1 protein-coding gene is annotated in these 212 nt (G+C 42.0%); it reads right to left on the bottom strand.

Annotated features, from left to right (window positions below; all coding sequences use genetic code 11):
• On the bottom strand, positions 1–155 hold a 155-nt coding region (locus GPK81_RS18735; RefSeq protein WP_215707303.1), incomplete at its 3' end, for a helix-turn-helix domain-containing protein.
• Positions 156–212: the final 57 nt, after the last annotated feature.

The raw sequence follows: 212 nt of genomic DNA, 5'->3' as shown, positions 1-212 counted from the left end.
GTCTGGGAATAGCCGATCTTTTCCCCATTTTCATAGCCTTCCTTACGCATGGCAAGTCCCCGGTTGTAGATGAACCGGCAACATCCCAGGGTCTGATGGATGAAGTTTTTCTGTTCTCTGTTCGGGTAGATCCTAAATTTAATTCCTTTTTGCATTATCCCATCTTATCCTTTTGTCTCTGCGATGTTTTCTGGTTTTCAATATACTGTTTT

The sequence above is a fragment of the Blautia sp. MCC283 genome (assembly GCF_018785565.1).
In the GTDB taxonomy this organism is placed as follows: Bacteria; Bacillota; Clostridia; order Lachnospirales; family Lachnospiraceae; genus Blautia_A.
Note: the sequence above shows the minus strand (reverse complement) of the source record. Positions and strands in the feature narration are given on the sequence as shown.